The sequence below is a fragment of the Neobacillus sp. NPDC058068 genome, assembly GCF_042885335.1.
Classification (GTDB): Bacteria; Bacillota; Bacilli; order Bacillales; family Cytobacillaceae; genus Neobacillus.
Genome location: NZ_JBHVSI010000015.1, coordinates 101,946 through 117,644 on the forward strand (window position 1 = coordinate 101,946; position 15,699 = coordinate 117,644).

Genomic DNA, 15,699 nt, shown 5'->3' on the forward strand with positions numbered 1-15,699 from the left:
TCTTCTATACTATTCCTCCCCAAGAACCATATTCTAATAGACGACAAAATCCGTGTCTTGGTTACATGAGTGTAAAAGCCTTTTTCTCCAAAAATATCTAACGTTATGAAGATTCAATCAATTAAAATTCTCCATTAAAATCTTGTAAATATTTTTTAAAAGGACTATTAAACTCTAATGAAAATTAGTAGAATAAATCTTGCAACAAAAAATATTTTGTCGAAGGGCGGAAAGAGTGTGAAGAGAAAGATTAAAAGAAGCATCAAGAAACGTATGCTTAATGGTTCTCTAGCTGTTGCGTTAGCGCTTTCAGTGGTACCGTTGAATATTTTTCCACATACAGCCAAAGCAGAAGGTACAGGAAGTACTGCAACTCTTCGTATCTTGGAAACTACGGATCTGCATTCCAATGTCATGCCGTATGATTATTTCAAAGATGCACCAGTAACAGATTATGGACTAGCAAAAACAGCAACGTTAATCAAACAAGCTAGGTCTGAAAAAACGAACTCCATGCTTTTTGATGCTGGTGACACAATTCAAGGGAATCCACTTGCCAGTTATGTTGCGAAGGTAAAAAGATTAGCACCAGATGAAACTCATCCTATTTACAAAGCAATGAATTATTTGAAATATGATGCAGGTATCGTTGGAAACCATGAGTTCAACTATGGTTTGGACTATTTGAATGATGTTTTAGAGGAAGTTCAGTTCCCAATTGTAAACGCTAACATCTATAAGGACGATCATGATAACGATCCTACTAATGATGTTAACTATTTTACCCCTTATAAAATCCTGTCTAAAACTATTAAAGATGATGCTGGAAATGAGCATGTCATTAAGGTTGGGGTAATCGGCTTTGCACCACCGCAAATCATGAGATGGGACAAGGATAACCTTTCTGGAAATGTCATTACGAAGGATATTATCAAAGAAGCAAACAAATTCATTCCAAAAATGAGAACAGAAGGCGCAGATGTAATTGTAGCGATTGCGCACTCTGGCTGTGATATCGACGAAGCAGGAAAAGAAGAAGCTGAAAATGCTGTATATGATTTAACCAAAGTTCCTGGCATCGATGCGATGTTATTTGGTCATGCTCACGTGAACTTCCCTGGAGATGCTTCCTTTAACGGCAAAACTAACATCGATAATACAAATGGAAAAATTAACGGTGTACAAGCTGTTGAAGCCGGCTTCTGGGGAAATAACCTCGGAGTTCTTGATTTAGCTCTTGTTCAGGATGCAAATGGAAAGTGGACTGTTGATAAGGCAAACTCTAAATCAGTTAACCGTCCAGTATCTGCTGACACAGCTTCAGATGAAAAAATCGTTGCTGATGTGAAGGATGCTCATGAAGCTACTCTTACCTATGTACGTGGCAAAATCGGTGAAACTGAAATTCCTATGCACAGCTTCTTTACCCGTGTAATGGATGATGCGTCAACGCAAATTGTTAACGCAGCACAAATGGATTACGTGAAAAAATGGATTAATGCTAATGCACCAGAATATAAGAATGTTCCTGTTCTTTCCGCTGCAGCGCCATTTAAAGGCGGACGCGGTGGTGTGTCTGATTTCACGAACATACCAAAAGGTAATGTAGCTATCAAGAGTGCAGCTGACTTATATTTGTTTGATAATACATTAAAGGCTTTAGAAGTAACTGGAGACCAAGTGAAAAGATGGATAGAAAAATCTGCAGAACAATATAACACAATTGATCCAAATAAAGAGGGCAATCAGCAATTACTAAATGAGGTTGATGACAAAATACGCCCTTACAACTTTGATGTTATCGATGGGGTAAAGTACGAAATTGATGTAACGAAGCCAATAGGACAGCGTGTCATTAAATTAACAATGATGGATGGCACACCTGTTGATCCAGCTCAAAAATTTATCGTAGCTACAAATAATTACCGTGCTGGCGGCAGCGGCGGTCTTGCTGAATTAAAGAATGCAAAAGTTGTCGTGGATTCTCCATTTGAAAACCGTCAAATTCTTATGGATTATATTACGGCAAAAGGTACGATTAATCCAGTTGCGGACAATAACTGGAAGATCGCTCCTGTTGGCGGCGTTGCCAAATTAGTATTCCATTCTGCTCCAGAGGCTAAACCATACCTTGGTCAAACACCAAATGTAAAAGACCTTGGAGCATCAACAACAAAACCAGGATACGAGCTATTTGAATTAGATCAAAATGTTCATGTTCAATTACTAGGCATCAACGACCTTCATGGTCAACTAGACTACAAAACAAATGTTAATGGTCAGCCTGTAGGTGGAATTGAATACCTAGCTGGTTATTTGAAAGAAAGAGAAGCAACAAACCCTTCTAATACATTAATGGTTCAAGCGGGAGACGCAGTAGGTGCAAGCCGTCCGGTATCTGCCCTATTACAGGATGAGCCAACCATTCGCTTCTTAAATGAACTTGGCTTCGATGTAGGGACAATTGGTAACCACGAATTTGATGAAGGTGTAACAGAAATGAAGCGCCTAATCAATGGTGGCGCGCATTCGGCAACGGAGAAAGATTTTGGTGTATTTGAAGGTGCGAGTTTCCCATACGTTGTAGCTAACGTTGAGGATGAAAACACTGGGAAATTAATTTTAGATCCATATGTAGTAAAAGAAGTTAACGGTGTGAAAATTGGCTTTATCGGTGTTGTTACAACTGAAACACCAACAATCGTTACTCCAAGTGGTGTAGCTGGCGTGAAATTTACAGATGAAGCAACAGCAATTAACAAATACGCTGCTGAATTAAAATCACAAGGCATTAAGTCAATCGTTGTCCTTGCCCATAATGCTGGAACATCAAATACTGATGGCACGAACGCTAAAGGAAGCGTAGTTGACATTGCTAAAAAGGTTGATAAAGAGGTTGACGTTATCTATGGTGCACATGACCATGCCTATTTAAATGCTGATGTCGATGGCAAATTACTCGTCCAATCTTATTCTTACGGAACTGCATTCTCTGATATTGATTTAACAATTGATCCAATTACACAAGATGTTGTAACAAAGAAGGCTGAAATTGTAAGAACATTCCAAAACGAAGAGCATCTAGATGCAAAAATCAAAGCAGAGCTTGATAAGTATCAAGCATATATAGCTCCAATCGTAAGTGTAGTAGTTGGAGATGCTGCAAACGTAATTACTAAAAAGGTAAATGCCTCTGGAGAATCCGCAATGGGGAACTTAATTGCCGACTCTATGCGAATTCAAACAGGAGCACAATTTGGATTTATGAATTCCGGCGGTGTACGCGACGAAATTAAGAAATCCGGCCCAATCACTTGGGGAGATTTATTTGCTGTCCAGCCATTTGGTAATGATGTTGTTACAGAAAAAATTACTGGTGAACAAGTAAGAATCTTGCTGAACCAACAATGGTCTGAAACGAGTTACGCAAAAGTTATGCAAATTTCTGGTTTGACCTACACATGGTCAGATAAATTATCAATCGGAAATAAGATCCTAGATATTTACTTACCTGATGGTTCAAAAATTGATCCAAAGGCTGTATATACTGTTGCTGTAAATAACTTTATGGCAGACGGTGGGGATGGATTTACGATCCTTAAGGATGGTAAGGACAGAGTCACACAAAAAACAGATTTAGATACTTTGATTGATTATGTAAAAGCACAAAAGGGTCCGATCTCAGCAGCAATTGAAGGAAGAATTAAAATGATTGAGGTTACTCCTCCTGTACCTGTTGTTGAAGTCGTAACAGACCAATCAACAAAAGTAACTGGTAACACTGTTGCTGGGGCTCAAGTTGAAGTGAAAGCAAATGGAACGGTCATTGGCAGCGCAACTGCCGCTAAAGACGGAACCTTTACTGTAAACATTCCTGTTCAAAAAGCTGGAACGGAACTAAGTGTTAAGGCGATTGATGCTGAATTTAACGTAAGCCAAAATGCAAAAGTAATCGTAACAGATGTAACAGCACCATCATCACCTTCAGTTGATGAAGTAACAAATAAAACTACAAAAGTTACAGGAACTACAGAAGCTTTAGCTAAGGTAGAAGTAAAAGCAAATGGCACTGTAATCGGTACTGCGACTGCAGGGGCTGACGGTAAATATTCTGTAACAATCAAAGCTCAAAAAGCAGGAACTGAACTTGTTGTAACAGCAACAGACGCTGCTGGAAATGTAAGCAATGAAACAAAAGTGACGGTTAAAGATGTAACTGCACCTGCAGCACCAGAAGTTTATGAAGTAACAAACCTTGACACCTATATTATTGGGTTCGCAGAAGCAGGTTCCACTGTAGAAGCTAAAGTTGGAAACAAAGTTATTGGCTCGACTGTTGCTGAGGAAGATGGATATTTTGAAATCGAAATCGAAGCACAAAAAGTAGGAACGATTATTACTGTAACAGCAAAAAATGCTGCTGGAAACGTAAGTAAAGTAACTACTGTAACGGTTGAACAATATACTGGCTGGTATGCAGATGAGGATGGGTATCACTATATTAATCCTGAGACGGGCATTGAATTGACTAATAGCTGGCTCAAGGAAGATGGAGTTTGGTATCACTTCAACAATAAAGGTATCTTGGAAACTGGCTGGGTGAAAGTAACTGGCAAGTGGTATTTCTTCAGTGCTGACGAAGAAACATATGGAGAAATGCAAACTGGCTGGGTTAAAGACGGCAAGACATGGTATTACCTTGCATCATCTGGCGCCATGCAAACTGGCTGGGTGAAAGATGGCAAGACATGGTATTACCTTGCATCATCTGGCGCTATGCAAACCGGTTGGATCAAATTGAGCAACAAATGGTATTACCTTGCCACTTCCGGCGCCATGCAAACTGGCTGGGTGAAAGACGGTAAGACTTGGTACTACCTTGCATCATCTGGTGCCATGCAATCAGGCTGGGTGAAGGTAAATAACAAGTGGTATTACCTTGCATCCTCTGGTGCAATGAAAACAGGCTGGATACAAGTCGGTGCAAAGTGGTACTTCCTATACAATGACGGAAGCATGGCTGCTAACACCACAATCGGCAAATACAAACTAGGTAAAGACGGAGCATGGATTAAGTAATCCGTTTCCAGAATAAGAGGCATTTCCTTCGGGGAGTGCCTCTTTTTTATTCATACTTTATTTCCGATTTTTACTATTGTTTTTTTGTTTTCGTTTTGGTTTAAATGGACAAACTGACTAACAAGGAGGATTTTTGATGCTTTATCTTACCTTGATAGTATGTTTTGCCGTCTCCATTCTTATGACACCACTGATAAAAAAATTTGCCTTTATGATTGGTGCTACTGACCGGCCGAATCAGCGAAAGGTCCATCAGTCAATTATGCCGAGGCTTGGAGGCTTAGCAATATTTATTAGTTTTATCGTCGGAATTATTTTGTTGAGACCCGAAAGCCAATTTTCATTGGCGATTTTGCTTGGCTGTCTGCTCATCATTATAACTGGATTTTGTGATGACATGTTTGAATTGCCTGCCAAGTATAAGCTCCTCGGGCAATTAGCAGCCGCCTGCACTGTTGTTTTTTTAGGGGATTTACAAATGGTCTTTATTAACCTGCCGTTTGGCGGCCAGCTCCAATTTGGGTTTTTAAGTATCCCTTTTACGATTCTGTGGATTGTCGGCATCACCAATGCCATTAACTTAATTGACGGACTTGATGGCTTGGCTGCAGGGGTATCTTCGATTGCCTTAATTACGATTTCAGGAATGGCGATTATTCAGGGGAATTTTTACGTAGTTGCCGTTGGCTTAATAGTCCTTGCCAGTACCCTCGGGTTTCTAATTTATAATTTCCACCCGGCAAAGATTTTCATGGGGGATACAGGAGCGCTTTTTTTAGGATTTATCATTTCGGTCCTTTCGCTCCTTGGCTTTAAAAATGTTACTTTTATTTCTTTTGTTATTCCAGTGATCATCCTTGGAGTTCCAATTTCCGACACTATTTTCGCGATTATCAGAAGAATCATAAACAAACAGCCCTTATCAGCACCGGATAAATCTCATCTCCATCACTGCATGCTCCGAATGGGCTATTCACACCGACAAACCGTTTTACTCATTTATGCCATGGCCGCCTTCTTCGGATTAGTTGCAGTCATTTATTCCCAAGTTAAAATCGGCGAGGCACTAGTATTAATTGGGATTGTCGTCTTACTAATTGAAATAATCGCCGAAAAAATCGGCCTAATGGGCCATAACAACCGCCCATTACTAAACATCGTCCGCACACTAAACAAAAACCGCTCCTAAATGGGACGAGGGGTACAGTTTACAGGCTCCTCGTTCCACTTTCCTATGATTTTTTTCCCAATTGTTTTCTCCTGTCAAAACGAATATAATCTTTCTTAAGAATAGCTTACATAATCTTCCTCAAGATAGACGGTTCCGCCTTTTTCCATGGTGCATTTGCCATTGGTTAGTTCAATCATCCAATCCATAAAGGTTTGGACACTGCTTTCGTCAACAAAAGTTTCGACTTCAACGGTATCTAAGTAATGTATTTCCTTAATTTTGAATACCGATGACCGCAGTTCCTTTTCAATTTTCCCAAGCCAAGTGTAATCAATTTTCACATGGACGATTTGTGTTAGTTTCCTTTCGACAATGCCAACCGAGTCCAGACCTGTTGATGTTGCTTTTCCGTAGGCGCGGATGAGACCTCCTGCACCCAATTTAATCCCGCCAAAGTAGCGGGTGACAACAACTGCAGTGTCCTTCAGGTTTCTTTTTTTCAGAACTTCAAGAATGGGAACACCGGCTGTGCCGCTTGGTTCACCGTCGTCGTTCGCCTTTTGAATCTGATCTTGCTCGCCAATGAGATAGGCAGAGCAGTTATGGGTGGCATTCCAATGCTGCTTCTTAATTGCTTGAATGAATTCCTGCGCGTCTATTTCTGATTCAACCCTTTTAATGTGGGCGATAAAACGCGATTTTTGGATAGTAATTTCATGGTTTCCAGATTGTTTCACTGTACAGTAGCGGCTCAGCATAGTAAGCTCCTTCCTTCTTTTATAATTGGGGAAATTAAACATTTATATGTCAGCAAGCTTTTTCGAAAAAATAATTGTGTAATATACCTTTAATATGTCAGTAACCTTCGAATGGTATAATAGGCTTAATTGGATTGTGCCAGCTTTTATAAAAAAGTTTACTATAACAGGAGAAATGAAATATAAATAATAATATTATTATACTACTTTTTCTCGAATGCCGAGCCATTAGTCTTTATTTTAAAGTGCTAATGTTAGTAAATTGTTACAAGCCAAGGTAAAATGAGTTAGAAGGCCTAAAGGGAAAAAATCTCCCCGGAGGAAAAAACAATGAAAATAGAGCAAATTAATTCAAAGTCCATTGATGAAATTCGCGAAGAAATGATTGACACGGTTACGTGTAGTAAATCGGACATATTTCGAATTGGCGAACAATGTCGAACAGACTACGAAAATATGACGAATGAATTGAAATCAATTAAACAAATGATGGTCAAATTGAATGAAGAAGGCCAGCAGCTTGAAAATCAGGTGCTAGAAGCGCGGGTTATGCTTTCCGAGGTTAGTATGAATTTCAAAAAATATTCGGAGGGAGAGGTCCGGGATGCCTACGAAAAGGCTCATCAGCTCCAAATGGACCTTTCCATTAACTGGCAGTACAAGAAGCAGCTTTTGGAAAAAAGGGATGATCTTGAGCGGAGACTAATCGGTTTGGATGAAACGATTGATCGTGCGGACCAGTTGATTTCGCAAATATCTGTTGTCATGAATTATTTAACGAGTGATCTAAAGCAGGTTGGTAAAGCTTTGGAAAATGCCAAAGCCAAACAAGACTTCGGCTTAAAAATCATTGAAGCCCAGGAAGAAGAACGCAAGCGGCTTTCAAGGGAGATTCACGATGGACCGGCACAAATGCTTGCCAACGTTATCATGCGCTCTGATTTAATTGAGCGGGTATATCGCGAGAAGGGAGTAGAAGAGGCATTTTCTGAGGTTACTAGCTTCAAAAAAATGGTCCGCTCTGCACTCTACGAAGTCCGGCGAATTATTTATGACTTGCGTCCAATGGCACTGGATGATTTAGGCCTTGTGCCTACCCTCAGAAAATATTTACAAACAATCGAAGAATATCATAACCACTCAAAAATTGAGTTTGTGAATATCGGCCTAGAACGCCGCTTACCAACTAAGTATGAGGTTGCACTGTTCCGAATGATTCAGGAATCCGTACAAAATGCGCTGAAACACGCAAATGCTTGTGAAATCAAAGTAAGATTAGAAATTACAAATGCTGCAATTACCGTGTTGATCAAGGACAATGGTGCCGGTTTTGATACCACCCAAAAGAAACCAGAATCCTTTGGAATAATCGGAATGAGAGAGCGAGTCGACCTGCTTGATGGTGAACTCACTTTTGATTCAAAACTTGGCAAAGGAACTGCTGTATTAATTCAGGTTCCATTAAACAACTAAATGAAATTGAAATCATTTCTATGACTGATAAAACTAATGAAAGATTAGGGGGCGTAGCAATTGACTACCAAAATTGTCATTATTGACGATCACCAACTATTCAGAGAAGGCGTTAAGAGAATACTAGAGTTTGAAAAATCATTCCAAGTCGTTGCTGAAGGCGATGATGGAAGCGAAGCATTAGGCCTTGTGCAGGAAAACCTGCCAGATGTCGTTATTATGGATATCAATATGCCGCAAATGAACGGGGTCGAGGCAACCCGCGAGTTAATTGAAAAATACCCGGAAACAAAGGTTATCATTCTCTCAATTCATGACGATGAAAACTATGTAACCCATGCCTTAAAAACAGGTGCAAGAGGCTATCTATTAAAAGAAATGGACGCCGATGCTTTGATTGAAGCAGTCCGTGTCGTGGCTGATGGCGGTTCCTATTTGCATCCAAAGGTCACCCACAATTTAGTCAATGAATATCGTAAATTAGCTGCAGGAGTCGGTGGTGGCGGGGGCGGATATATGCCAACGCTTGAAATCCGCCGTCCACTCCATTTGTTAACACGCCGCGAATGTGAAGTGCTGCAAATGCTTGCAGATGGAAAAAGCAACCGCGGAATCGGTGAGGCCTTATTTATCAGCGAAAAAACGGTCAAAAACCACGTATCAAACATTCTGCAAAAAATGAACGTAAACGACCGCACCCAAGCCGTCGTCGTCGCAATCAAAAATGGCTGGGTTGAAGTCCGATAATTTTATGAAAAAATAGTGAAGAGCATGCCGAGGCGCGTGCTCTTTTTTTCATCCTTAGGAATTGGTTACCCCCTAATTAATGCAATTTATTTCACTTTCATATAAAATAAAATACAAACAGTTGCAGAAAAAAACAAGGATGGTACAAACAGTTATGAGGACGGCAGTTGTCACAGATAGCACCGCGTATATACCGAAAGAATTACTCGATAAATGGAATATACATATGATCCCGTTAAATGTTATTTTTGGAAACGAAGTTTATCGGGAAGAAATCGATATTACCTGGAGCCAGTTTTACGAAGAGGTAAAAACAAAGAAGCTGCCAACTACCTCTCAGCCGCCGATTGGTCAATTTGTTGCGCTCTTTGAGCAGCTAGCCAACGAATACGATGCTGTTATCTGTGTTCACCTTTCCAGCGGAATCAGCGGCACGTATCAGGGAGCCGTAACGGCAAGCACGATGGTTGAAGGCATCAAGGTTTATCCATTTGATTCGGAAATTAGCTGCATGGTGCAAGGTTTCTACGCTATTGAAGCAGCCGAGTGGGCGGCAAGAGGCGAGGAGCCTGAGACAATTATCAGTCGGCTTGAAGAATTAAAACAATCTGCCCGTGCTTATTTCATGGTCGATGACTTGGCACATTTGCAGCGCGGCGGCCGCCTTTCAGGAGCCGCCGCCTTCATCGGCAGCCTCCTGCAGGTCAAACCACTGCTCCACTTCGTCGACAAGACCATTGTTCCATTTGAAAAAATCCGCACCCGAAAAAAAGCGATGAAACGAATAGTGGACCTGCTCGACGAGGATGTGGCCAGCGGATCTGCCTACCAAGTTGTCATCATTCACGCCAACCGTGAGGAAGAGGCGAAGGAATGGCTGAATGAGTTAGCTGCCCTGTACCCCAACGTTGAGTTTTCCATCGGCTACTTCGGAGCTGTCATCGGCACCCACCTCGGCGAAGGCTCAATGGGCATGGGCTGGATAAAAAAATAATAGAAAAGTTCCTGTACTGCCATCCCGGCATTGGTTGGGGTGGCTTTATTTTGGAACGTTCATTGGAAGGAGTCGGTCTGATAAAAGGGTTTGGTGGAATAAATGAAAAGTTGGCGGAATCCTTCCAGAAAACAGTAATTACTCCCCGAGATTGGCGGTATCCCTTTAAGATTTTCCACATCCCCTAAAGAAAAAAAGACATAAAAACTTCACAAAGTCTTCGACAAATAAGCAGGAATTTCGCCATGAAATGCGGAATCCATCCAAAGCAAGAAATTTTCCCATGAAAAAGGAGTGATACCACTTCAAAAGATGCCAATCTTGATCCCCTCAGTGACCAATATCATTTGATTGGTCCTGTGATTACCAATTTTGAAATTCGAACGTTCCTGCATCTCCCAACCACTGATACCACTCAAAAGATTCTATTTAGATTAAACTTGCAAACAACAGGAAAAACCAAAAATCGTATTTATCATCTAAGTCCAAAGAAGGTGGCAACATGCGGTTTACCATAAAAGATGGAATATTACTCCCAAGCAGCACAATCGAAGACTCACGGCCAATCTCGCAAATTCCAGCCATCCAGCAGCCGCCGCTCAATCCAGACTACCAATACAACGGCAAACTTCAGCTGCTTTTGACCGGAAAACAGCTCCTTCTTGACGACATCCCATTCCCGCTCCATGAAATTCAGTCACATTATGAAAATGGATATGTAACATACCGGCAAGGGATTGTTTACAAAGGAAAACAGCCGGCATGCGCCCGCTGTGGAAACAAGGATCCACAATGGTTCGCGTCCTACCCCTGCGCCCGCTGCGGAGAAGCCTGCCGCTATTGCCGCCGGTGCATCATGATGGGAAGGATCAGTGCATGTACTCCACTTGTCGGCTGGAATGGCCCGGTGCCTGACACCATTCTTCCCGCGAACATCAGCCAATGGCAGGGGACGCTTTCACAGGGGCAGTTGGAGGCATCAAATCGTGTGGTCGAGGCTATTCATCAAAATCAAGAGCATCTAGTCTGGGCCGTTTGCGGAGCGGGAAAAACGGAGGTTCTTTTCGCCGGTATCGAGGCTGCTCTTGCTGCGAAAAAAAGAATCTGCATCGCTACCCCGAGAACGGATGTCGTCCTCGAACTCACGCCAAGACTGAAGGCCGCATTCCCGGAGATAACCGTTGCCTCACTTTACGGCGGCAGCGAAGACCGCCATCTATTTGCGCCGCTCACAATCGCAACCACGCACCAGCTGCTTCGATTTTACCAAGCCTTTGATGCGCTGATTTTGGACGAGGTCGATGCCTTTCCGTATACAGTCGAGGAATCGCTTCAGCATGCCGCTATCCAGGCGCGGAAACTGGTCTCAGCGATTATATACCTAACAGCGACGCCAAATGAAAAATGGCAGCGAGAATGCCGCAGCGGCAAGAGAGCCTTTACCACTATACCGGCACGTTTCCATCGCCATCCACTCCCGGTGCCGGAATTTGACTGGTGCGGCAACTGGCAAAAGCGGCTCCAGAAAGATAGGCTGCCGGCAAATGTCCTCAGTTGGATAAATGAGCGAATCCAAGCAAATAAACAAGCACTCGTCTTTTTCCCGCATATCCCTTTAATGGAAAAAGCACTCCCGATCCTCCGCCGGTTCGAGCCAACCATTGAAGCCGTACATGCGGAGGATCCTGACCGGAAAGAAAAGGTTCAAAAAATGCGTGCCAAAGAAATCCCGCTGCTATTGACGACAACCATCCTCGAACGCGGGGTCACCTTTCCCAATATCGATGTAGCCGTTATCGGTGCGGAAGATTCTATTTTTACAGAAAGTGCCTTGGTGCAAATCGCCGGAAGGGCGGGGCGAAGTAAAGATCATCCGAACGGGAAGGTAACCTTTTTTCACTACGGAAAAACCGAAGAAATGTTAAAAGCCAGAAGGCAAATAATCGAAATGAATCGGGAGGGCGTTAAACGTGGCTTACTCGACCGATAATCTATCACTTCAAATGAAGGGAGAAACGTAATTGATGAATCTATTCCCACAAGACCGCTGTTTAATCTGTCATGAAATAATCCGTCCTAACTTAGGCTGGGGGGCGTTATTCTCATTAGAAAAAGAACCCCTCATCTGCTCCACCTGTGAAAGAAGGCTAGAAAAAATTGACGGTGAGGCATGCAGAATTTGCGGCAGGCCCTTTTGTTTGCTCGATGAAAAATTCCGCAACGGTGATCTATGCCATGACTGCTTCCGCTGGGAGGAAGATCCCGAGTGGCAGGGCTTCCTCGACAAAAACAGCTCTCTTTTCCTCTATAATGATTTTTTAAAAGAAGTGATAGCAATGTTTAAATTTCGCGGTGATTATGTACTGGCGAAGTTGTTTGCGCCATTTTTCAAAGATGTGCTTGCCAGAATAGCTCCAGATTTACTTGTGCCGATTCCATTAAGCAGGGAGCGCCTTGTTGAGCGGGGGTTTAATCAGGCGGCCGCACTGCTGATTGAATCAGGCTTTCCGCCATCAGAACTGCTTACCCGAATTCACTTAGAAAAACAATCAAAGAAATCAAGGTCAGAGCGCATCCATCTTCCACAAGTCTTCACGGTCGAACCTGATATATCTTTAGAAGGAAAAACAGTTGTCCTTGTAGACGATATTTACACAACAGGTTCAACACTAAGGCACGCAGCAAAACTTCTGAAAGGGGCAGGTGCAGCGAGCATCCAATCGCTGACGATAGCAAGATAAATGGAAAATAATTAGAAGTCATAGTGGCGGTGAACAAATGTAATCGATTTCTTAGAGCATTTTAGTGGAAAATTGTCCCACTTACTATTATACTAAAAGGGAACAATCTTTCATTTTAGTAAAAATTTACTTCTAAAGTCAAAGGTCGTCAAAAACATTGTTACTATTTGCCTGATGTTTTTGTCAATAATTCGACAAAATTTTTATCCGGATTTAGCAGGATAATCATAGGGTAAGATAGAAATATTAGTACATAGCCTTAACAAAAGGAGGAGTCCACAAATGAAATATAACGTTCGTGGTGAAAACATCGAGGTAACTCCAGCAATTAGAGAGTATTTAGAAAAGAAAATTGCAAAATTGGAACGCTATTTTACTGAAGCTCCAGATGCAATGGTAAATGTAAATCTAAAATTCAATCAAGATAAAACTTCAAAAGTCGAGGTAACCATCCCGATGCCGCAATTAGTATTACGTGCGGAGGAAACAAACGTAGATATGTATGCGGCGATTGACTTAGTTTCTGACAAGCTTGAGCGCCAAATTCGCAAACACAAAACAAAGGTAAACCGTAAATTCCGTGAAAAAGGTGATTTTCCAATTACCTTTGCGGTTTCTGAACATTCAGAGGTCCATGAAGCTGATGAAGACGAATTAGAAGTAGTCCGTACAAAGCGCTTTGATCTCAAGCCAATGGACAGTGAAGAAGCAATCCTGCAAATGAACATGCTTGGTCATAACTTCTATGTATTCAACAATGCAGATACAAATCGCACAAACGTCGTTTACAAACGAAAAGACGGCCGCTACGGCTTAATTGAAGCGCAATAAACAAATGAGAACGCTGCTCCGGATTTGACTAACCGGGGCAGTGTTTTTGTATGGAAAAGGGGCGGAGTGCGCTAAGGCAAATCAATATTTCCAATCGTAGTGGAAAATGGACGGACCGCAGATTTTCATGATTAGGTTACGGGTAAAACTTATAATACAAATAATTTCAATATTCTAAGTTGGTAATCTTTTATATAATAGAAACAAGATTACTAGAAAGAAGTGTTCTCATATGGACTTTGATTTTCAGTACAATCCATATCCATCGCAGCGGACAACGGTTTTTGCCAATCGCGGCATGGTTGCGACTTCCCAGCCGCTCGCTGCCCAGGTTGGGCTCGACATCCTTAAACAAGGCGGGAATGCCATTGATGCAGCGATTGCGGCTGCGTCGGCGTTAACTGTGCTCGAACCAACCTCAAACGGCATCGGTGGTGACGCCTTTGCCCTTATTTGGACGAAGGGGAAGCTCCATGGTCTAAATGGCAGCGGGCCGGCACCGAATAAAATGTCAATTGATGCTGTAAAAGCCCGAGGCTTCGACAAAATTCCAACCTATGGAATTATTCCAGTTACTGTCCCTGGTGTACCGTCCACGTGGACTGAAATGTCTAAGAAATTTGGCCGGCTCCCGTTTAAAGATGTGCTTCAGCCGGCAATTGACTATGCAGAGAGCGGCTTTCCGTTAACCCCAATCCTCGCCAAGTACTGGGGCCTAGCTTATAACCGTTTCAAAAAACAATTCACTGGTGAGGAGTTCCAGCCATGGTTTGACACCTTTGCTCCAAATGGACGGGCACCAAAAGCTGGTGAAATTTGGCTCTCGAAGAACCATGCTGCGACTTTACGCTCCATTGCTGAATCGAGCGCGGAAAGCTTCTATCGTGGCGAACTCGCCGACAAAATCGCAGCCTGCTCCGAGCGCCATAATGGATTCATTTCCAAAGAAGATTTAGCAGGATACCGGGCTGAATGGGTCGACCCCATCAAGGTGAACTACCGAGGCTATGATGTTTGGGAGATTCCGCCGAACGGACAGGGGCTGGCCGCGCTGTTGGGCTTGAATATCATCAAGGGATTCGGGTTTATAGAAAAAGAAACTGTCGATACCTACCACAAACAAATCGAAGCGATGAAGCTCGCACTTACTGATGGCAAGGCGTTCATTACCGACCCCTCTTTTATGAAAATGAATCTTGCTGACGTTCTTTGTGACGCATATGGCGACATTAGACGAAGCGAAATTGCTGAAGAAGCGTTAACGCCACGCCCATATGAGCAGCCGCGGGGAGGCACAGTATATCTTGCCGCAGCAGATGGTGATGGAAACATGGTCTCGTTTATTCAGAGCAACTATATGGGCTTCGGCTCTGGAATCGTGGTACCAGGCACCGGGATCGCCTTACAAAACCGGGGTTGTGACTTTTCATTAGATCCTAATCATGTTAACACATTACGGCCAGGAGCCAAGACGTATCACACAATTATTCCCGGCTTCTTAACAAAGGGAGATCAAGCAGTTGGACCGTTTGGTGTAATGGGTGGATTTATGCAGCCGCAGGGGCATATGCAGATTGTCATGAATACAATTGATTTTGACTTGAATCCACAGGCAGCCCTTGATGCGCCAAGATGGCAATGGATGGAAGGCCTAAAGATACAAGTGGAACCACATTTTCCGAATCATCTTGCCCAGGCTTTAGTACGAAAGGGGCATCAGATTGAAGTGGCCCTTGATACAGGCGGCTTTGGACGCGGGCAAATTATTTGGCGCAATCCGGACACAGGTGTCCTGATGGGTGGAACGGAGTCGCGGACGGACGGGTCGATTGCGGCGTGGTAGCAGGATAGAGTTATCCCGATGTGGATAACTCTATTTTGGTGCTGTATTTCCACAAAACCTTG

General features: G+C 42.7%; 10 protein-coding genes. 9 read left to right on the top strand and 1 reads right to left on the bottom strand.

All coding sequences use genetic code 11. From position 1 onward, the window contains the following. Positions 1-273: 273 nt before the first annotated feature. On the top strand, positions 274-5,079 hold the full coding sequence (locus tag ACFVSW_RS18030) for a bifunctional 2',3'-cyclic-nucleotide 2'-phosphodiesterase/3'-nucleotidase (RefSeq protein ID WP_483872312.1): 4,806 nt from the start codon (positions 274-276) through the stop codon (positions 5,077-5,079). Between the two features lie 136 nt (positions 5,080-5,215). Beyond that, positions 5,216-6,268: a glycosyltransferase family 4 protein gene (locus tag ACFVSW_RS18035; protein ID WP_387318032.1), complete on the top strand. Its 1,053-nt coding sequence runs from the start codon at positions 5,216-5,218 to the stop codon at positions 6,266-6,268. Between the two features lie 95 nt (positions 6,269-6,363). On the opposite strand, the gene ACFVSW_RS18040 is transcribed toward ACFVSW_RS18035, so the two are convergent. Continuing rightward, the gene (locus ACFVSW_RS18040; RefSeq protein ID WP_387318033.1) at positions 6,364-7,008 is read right to left on the bottom strand and encodes a YigZ family protein; all 645 of its coding nucleotides are present in this window, start codon (positions 7,006-7,008) and stop codon (positions 6,364-6,366) included. Between the two features lie 330 nt (positions 7,009-7,338). On the opposite strand from ACFVSW_RS18040, the gene ACFVSW_RS18045 reads away from it, so the two are divergent. From ACFVSW_RS18045 to ACFVSW_RS18075, 7 genes are all read left to right on the top strand, one after another. Next, positions 7,339-8,481 (top strand): sensor histidine kinase, encoded by a 1,143-nt coding sequence (locus ACFVSW_RS18045; RefSeq protein WP_387318034.1) that lies wholly within the window; start codon positions 7,339-7,341, stop codon positions 8,479-8,481. Positions 8,482-8,541: 60 nt separating this feature from the next. After that, positions 8,542-9,228 carry a response regulator transcription factor gene (locus ACFVSW_RS18050; RefSeq protein ID WP_387318035.1) on the top strand — a complete coding sequence of 229 codons (687 nt, stop codon included), beginning with the start codon at positions 8,542-8,544 and terminating at the stop codon, positions 9,226-9,228. Between the two features lie 154 nt (positions 9,229-9,382). After that, positions 9,383-10,222, top strand: a complete 840-nt coding sequence (locus ACFVSW_RS18055; RefSeq protein ID WP_387318074.1) for a DegV family protein — start codon at positions 9,383-9,385, stop codon at positions 10,220-10,222. Positions 10,223-10,724: 502 nt separating this feature from the next. After that, positions 10,725-12,212 (top strand): ATP-dependent helicase ComFA, encoded by a 1,488-nt coding sequence (locus tag ACFVSW_RS18060; protein ID WP_387318036.1) that lies wholly within the window; start codon positions 10,725-10,727, stop codon positions 12,210-12,212. 34 nt (positions 12,213-12,246) lie between these two features. Further along, positions 12,247-12,963, top strand: coding sequence for a ComFC family protein (locus ACFVSW_RS18065; RefSeq protein ID WP_387318075.1), 717 nt, complete (start codon positions 12,247-12,249; stop codon positions 12,961-12,963). A gap of 282 nt (positions 12,964-13,245) precedes the next feature. Continuing rightward, positions 13,246-13,794, top strand: a complete 549-nt coding sequence (hpf, locus tag ACFVSW_RS18070) for a ribosome hibernation-promoting factor, HPF/YfiA family (protein WP_387318037.1) — start codon at positions 13,246-13,248, stop codon at positions 13,792-13,794. A gap of 232 nt (positions 13,795-14,026) precedes the next feature. Further along, a complete protein-coding gene (locus ACFVSW_RS18075; RefSeq protein WP_387318038.1) occupies positions 14,027-15,637 on the top strand; it encodes a gamma-glutamyltransferase family protein in 1,611 nt (536 codons plus the stop codon). Positions 15,638-15,699 lie beyond the last annotated feature (62 nt).

What these genes read in the sequence shown, in the direction of transcription:
- ACFVSW_RS18075 (WP_387318038.1), top strand. Translation starts at nt 14,027, where the DNA reads ATGGACTTTGATTTTCAGTACAATCCATATCCATCGCAGCGGACAACG.
- ACFVSW_RS18040 (WP_387318033.1), bottom strand. Translation starts at nt 7,008, where the DNA reads ATGCTGAGCCGCTACTGTACAGTGAAACAATCTGGAAACCATGAAATT.
- ACFVSW_RS18030 (WP_483872312.1), top strand. Translation starts at nt 274, where the DNA reads ATGCTTAATGGTTCTCTAGCTGTTGCGTTAGCGCTTTCAGTGGTACCG.
- ACFVSW_RS18060 (WP_387318036.1), top strand. Translation starts at nt 10,725, where the DNA reads ATGCGGTTTACCATAAAAGATGGAATATTACTCCCAAGCAGCACAATC.
- hpf (WP_387318037.1), top strand. Translation starts at nt 13,246, where the DNA reads ATGAAATATAACGTTCGTGGTGAAAACATCGAGGTAACTCCAGCAATT.
- ACFVSW_RS18045 (WP_387318034.1), top strand. Translation starts at nt 7,339, where the DNA reads ATGAAAATAGAGCAAATTAATTCAAAGTCCATTGATGAAATTCGCGAA.
- ACFVSW_RS18055 (WP_387318074.1), top strand. Translation starts at nt 9,383, where the DNA reads ATGAGGACGGCAGTTGTCACAGATAGCACCGCGTATATACCGAAAGAA.
- ACFVSW_RS18035 (WP_387318032.1), top strand. Translation starts at nt 5,216, where the DNA reads ATGCTTTATCTTACCTTGATAGTATGTTTTGCCGTCTCCATTCTTATG.
- ACFVSW_RS18065 (WP_387318075.1), top strand. Translation starts at nt 12,247, where the DNA reads ATGAATCTATTCCCACAAGACCGCTGTTTAATCTGTCATGAAATAATC.